General features: G+C 37.8%; 4 protein-coding genes and 2 pseudogenes. All 6 read left to right on the forward strand.

All coding sequences use genetic code 11. The features are described from left to right. Nucleotides 1-503: tyrosine-type recombinase/integrase (locus ACFIL7_RS00085; protein WP_375683225.1), on the forward strand; the 503-nt coding region annotated here is incomplete at its 5' end. Between the two features lie 198 nt (nucleotides 504-701). Continuing rightward, nucleotides 702-902 (forward strand): AlpA family transcriptional regulator, encoded by a 201-nt coding sequence (locus ACFIL7_RS00090; protein ID WP_007347430.1) that lies wholly within the window; start codon nucleotides 702-704, stop codon nucleotides 900-902. A 97-nt stretch (nucleotides 903-999) separates the two neighbouring features. After that, nucleotides 1000-1686 (forward strand): annotated as a pseudogene (locus ACFIL7_RS00095) (virulence-associated protein E); the annotation flags it as partial. Nucleotides 1687-1797: 111 nt separating this feature from the next. Then, nucleotides 1798-2088 carry a CopG family ribbon-helix-helix protein gene (locus ACFIL7_RS00100; RefSeq protein WP_375610963.1) on the forward strand — a complete coding sequence of 97 codons (291 nt, stop codon included), beginning with the start codon at nucleotides 1798-1800 and terminating at the stop codon, nucleotides 2086-2088. Further along, complete coding sequence (locus ACFIL7_RS00105) at nucleotides 2085-2357, forward strand: type II toxin-antitoxin system RelE/ParE family toxin (RefSeq protein ID WP_375610964.1); 273 nt, start codon at nucleotides 2085-2087, stop codon at nucleotides 2355-2357. The genes ACFIL7_RS00100 and ACFIL7_RS00105 overlap by 4 nt, the downstream gene beginning before the upstream one ends. A 139-nt stretch (nucleotides 2358-2496) precedes the next feature. Then, a pseudogene (locus tag ACFIL7_RS00110) lies at nucleotides 2497-3495 on the forward strand (DUF3987 domain-containing protein); the annotation flags it as partial. Nucleotides 3496-3711: the final 216 nt, after the last annotated feature.

Below are 3711 nucleotides of genomic sequence, written 5' to 3' on the forward strand. Positions count from 1 at the left end.
GTAAAACACAAAACATAACACAACTGGCTTTGCGCTTGCTTATCCTGACAGGCGTTCGTACCAACCCTTTGCGTCATATTCGTGAAGATCAGATTGAAGATGATGTATGGACTATTCCTGCTGAGAATATGAAAGGTTTGCGTGACGCTACAACAGAATTTCGCGTACCTCTATCATCTGAAGCGCTAAAAGTGATTAAACAAGCCCGTTGTATTTCCAAAAGTAATTTCATTCTGTCTTTTTCCGGTCGTGCTCCCCTTGCTGAGAATTGTATGGCAAAATATATGAGAGACAATAAACTTGAAGCCTGCCCGCATGGTTTTCGTTCTAGTTTACGCAATTGGCTTGCTGAAACAACCGATGCTCCCTATGAGGTCGCTGAAACTATTCTAAGTCATACAGTTGGCGGCAAAGTAGAGCGTGCCTATCGTCGTACTGATTATTTAGAACAGCGCCGTGTCTATATGGATAAATGGGCGGCTTATGTCACTGGTCAATCTTAAGATATGGGGTGCATAACCCCATGATCTGTGGATAACTTTCTCTCTCATTCGCTCTCAATTAGACTCATAAATTATCACATCAGAATTTATATGATAAAATATTGTTTTCTATAAATAAAATACCTTCAAAAATAAACCAAAATGTGCTTAATAAATAGTTATGATTTGTTACCATTTTTTGATAGAAAGGATTTTAGTATGACAGAAAATGATATTCTTTTGACAGACCGTGAAAGTGCAAAATTGCTTCATATGAGTGTCTCAACATTCCGCCGTCATGTAACCAATGGCTCTCTCCCAAAACCTTTAAAATTTGGTTTTTTGTCCCGTTGGTTACAATCGGATCTCTTAAATGTAATCGAACAAGCAAAACAGCAACGTTATAACGACGTGGCATAAAAAAGCCTTGTCACGTAAGGACGGACAAGGCTTTCTCAAACTCATCAATCTAGAGATAGCATAATCCGTCCTATGACGCAATGTTATAGGATTTAAAATGATGTGTTCTTTTAAGAATGCGCGGGGTATCACACGTGCCTTGCGCGGGGTTTGGCATGGGCGTTATGGAACAGCCCGTTGCCCTGCTCATGATGATAGGCTGCCTAGTTTATCTATTTCTAATGGAAATGATGGGCGTCTTTTACTCTATTGTTATGCTGGCTGCTCTTTTAGAGAGATCATACAAGCGCTTATTAGAATTGGATTGCTTGGAAAACAAGCTTATGATCACGCTCTTTCTTTATCAAAACAGATTTCTGCTGATCTCAAACGAGCAAAACAGAAAGCAGAGAGAGCAAAAGCAATTTGGCAACAAAGCCAACCAATCAAAAATACTTTAGCAGAAACCTATTTACGTATGCGGGGTATTACATGTGATTTGCCTCCCGATTTACGTTTTCACGACAAATGTTCGCACCCCTCTGGGGTTACACTGCCCGCGTTGGTTGCTCTTGTTAAGGGCGCTGGTTCCTTTGCCATTCATAGAACCTTTTTAAAAGACAATGGCTGCAAAACAGATCAAAAACCAGCAAAAGCCATGTTGGGATCTGTAACGGGTGGTGGGGTGCATTTAAGCCAAGCCAATCCAAAACATCTGGTCATTTGTGAAGGCATTGAAACCGGTCTGGCTCTTTTGTCTGGGTTGTTATCAGAGCCCGTTGATTTATGGGCGTCCCTTTCAACCCTATGAAAATGCAAAATAGATATAAAATATCTATTCTAATAGTACCTATTGAAGAAACAGTAAAAATACATTACATTAGAACTACTTTGTAACACATTAAGTGGTCGTAAAATGGCTGAGACAACATTTACCTTTCGCGTCGATGATGTATTAAAAAATGAATTTTCCAAAGCAGCAAAGGCGTGTGATAGATCTGGTGCACAATTATTGCGCGATTATATGCGCGATATCGTAAAAGAACAAAAAGAAAAAAGTGCATACGATTTATGGTTTCGGGAACAAGTTCAATTAGGGATAAATTCTGCTAATGCAAGTGATATAATGTCTTCTGAAGAAATCGAAGCAGAAGCAAAAGAATGGCGCTTAAAGACACAAAGTAAACTAGATAGATCAACTTTATGAAGCTAATTTGGACACAAGTAGCACACGTTGACCGCAAAAAGATACGTGAATACATATCACAAGATAATCCTTCCGCTGCCTTAAAGTTTGATCAACTTTTATCTGAAAAAGTAGAAAAACTTGTTAAATTTCCTACCCTTGGTCGTTTAGGACGAATTGTAAATACACGTGAACTTATTGTACATCCAAATTATATCATGATTTATGATATTTCAAATGGCGTTGTGCGTATTTTACGTGTGCTCCATACAAAGAAAAAATTTCCTTAATCAACTGTATTTTTATTTATTTTGTAATTGAAGAAAATTATTTTCTACAATACTGCGCTCCGTATCAGTAAATAATGATAAATTATTATTTTTCTAATATTGCGAATATGATTGCATAATGCACTTTGCACACCGCTTAGTTTCTACTCGTAAAAATGAAGATGACACTATTGTCAATGATGTGTCTGTTGAAAAGCTTGGGGAACTCTTAAAAGAAAACCCCCGTGGTCTCTTAATGGTGCGTGATGAATTGGCTGGCTTTTTAGCCAATCTAGAAAGAAAGGAATGTCAATCAGACCGCGCCTTTTATTTAACAGCTTTTAATGGCGATGATCAATTTACTTATGACCGTATAGAGCGTGGAACCATTTTTATCCCTTATGTCACTTTATCCATGATTGGAGGCATTCAACCTTCACGCATTATTCCGCTCATTCAAGCCATACACCGTGGAATAAACGATGACGGTTTATTGCAACGCTTTCAAATGATTGTCTGGCCCGATGACAATAAAGAGTGGCAATTGGTTGATAAACCGCCCAATCAAGAGGTCTGGCAAAAGTATGAAGGGGTATTTCGCTCTTTTCGTGATAAACGCTTAGGTTCTCCAGAACAACCACTGATCATGCGTTTTTCTGCTGAAGCACAAGTGAAGTTTTATGAATGGTTAGAGCATCTTCATAAAGAGGCAAAAGGAGGTAGTTACTCAGAAAGCTTACAATCGCATCTTTTAAAAATGCCAAAGACCATAGCAAGCCTTGCGTTAATTTTTGAACTTCTTGATAGTGGTGGTTTAGAAATTGGTCTCTATGCCATTACAACAGCCTTGCGTTGGGAAAAATATCTGTTAAGTCATGTCAAAAGACTTTATGCGGCGGGGGATACATTAACAGCAGAGCGTGCAAAATTAATTGTTGAACGCTGTGATTGTTTACCCGATGTTTTTATAGCAAGGGATGTTTATAAACGTGATTGGAAATATTTAACAGACAATCAAACCGTTAAGCAAGCTTTAGAGCTTTTATGTCGTTGTAACTATATTCGTGAAATCTCTGGAGAGAATAACTCCCAAGGCGGTCGACCTACCATACGTTATGAATGGCACCCTTTAGTGAAAAGTCATAAGACATCACACTGAGGCAATTTGGAAATCTTATAAAACATTAAACAATATAACAGTGAACCTTTAAAGCACTTCCCATCATTAGTTTTTGGGGGGGTATGGGGGTTTTGGGGGGTCTTTTTACCCCCCCTTATATATATTTTTTAGTCAAAAATAAAAGTTATTATATTTCAATAAGTTAATCTTTCAAATAAACAACCTATATTAAACATAACACATAAATACAATTTT

The sequence above is a fragment of the Bartonella sp. AP3QHHD genome (assembly GCF_042195765.1).
Taxonomy (GTDB): Bacteria; Pseudomonadota; Alphaproteobacteria; order Rhizobiales; family Rhizobiaceae; genus Bartonella.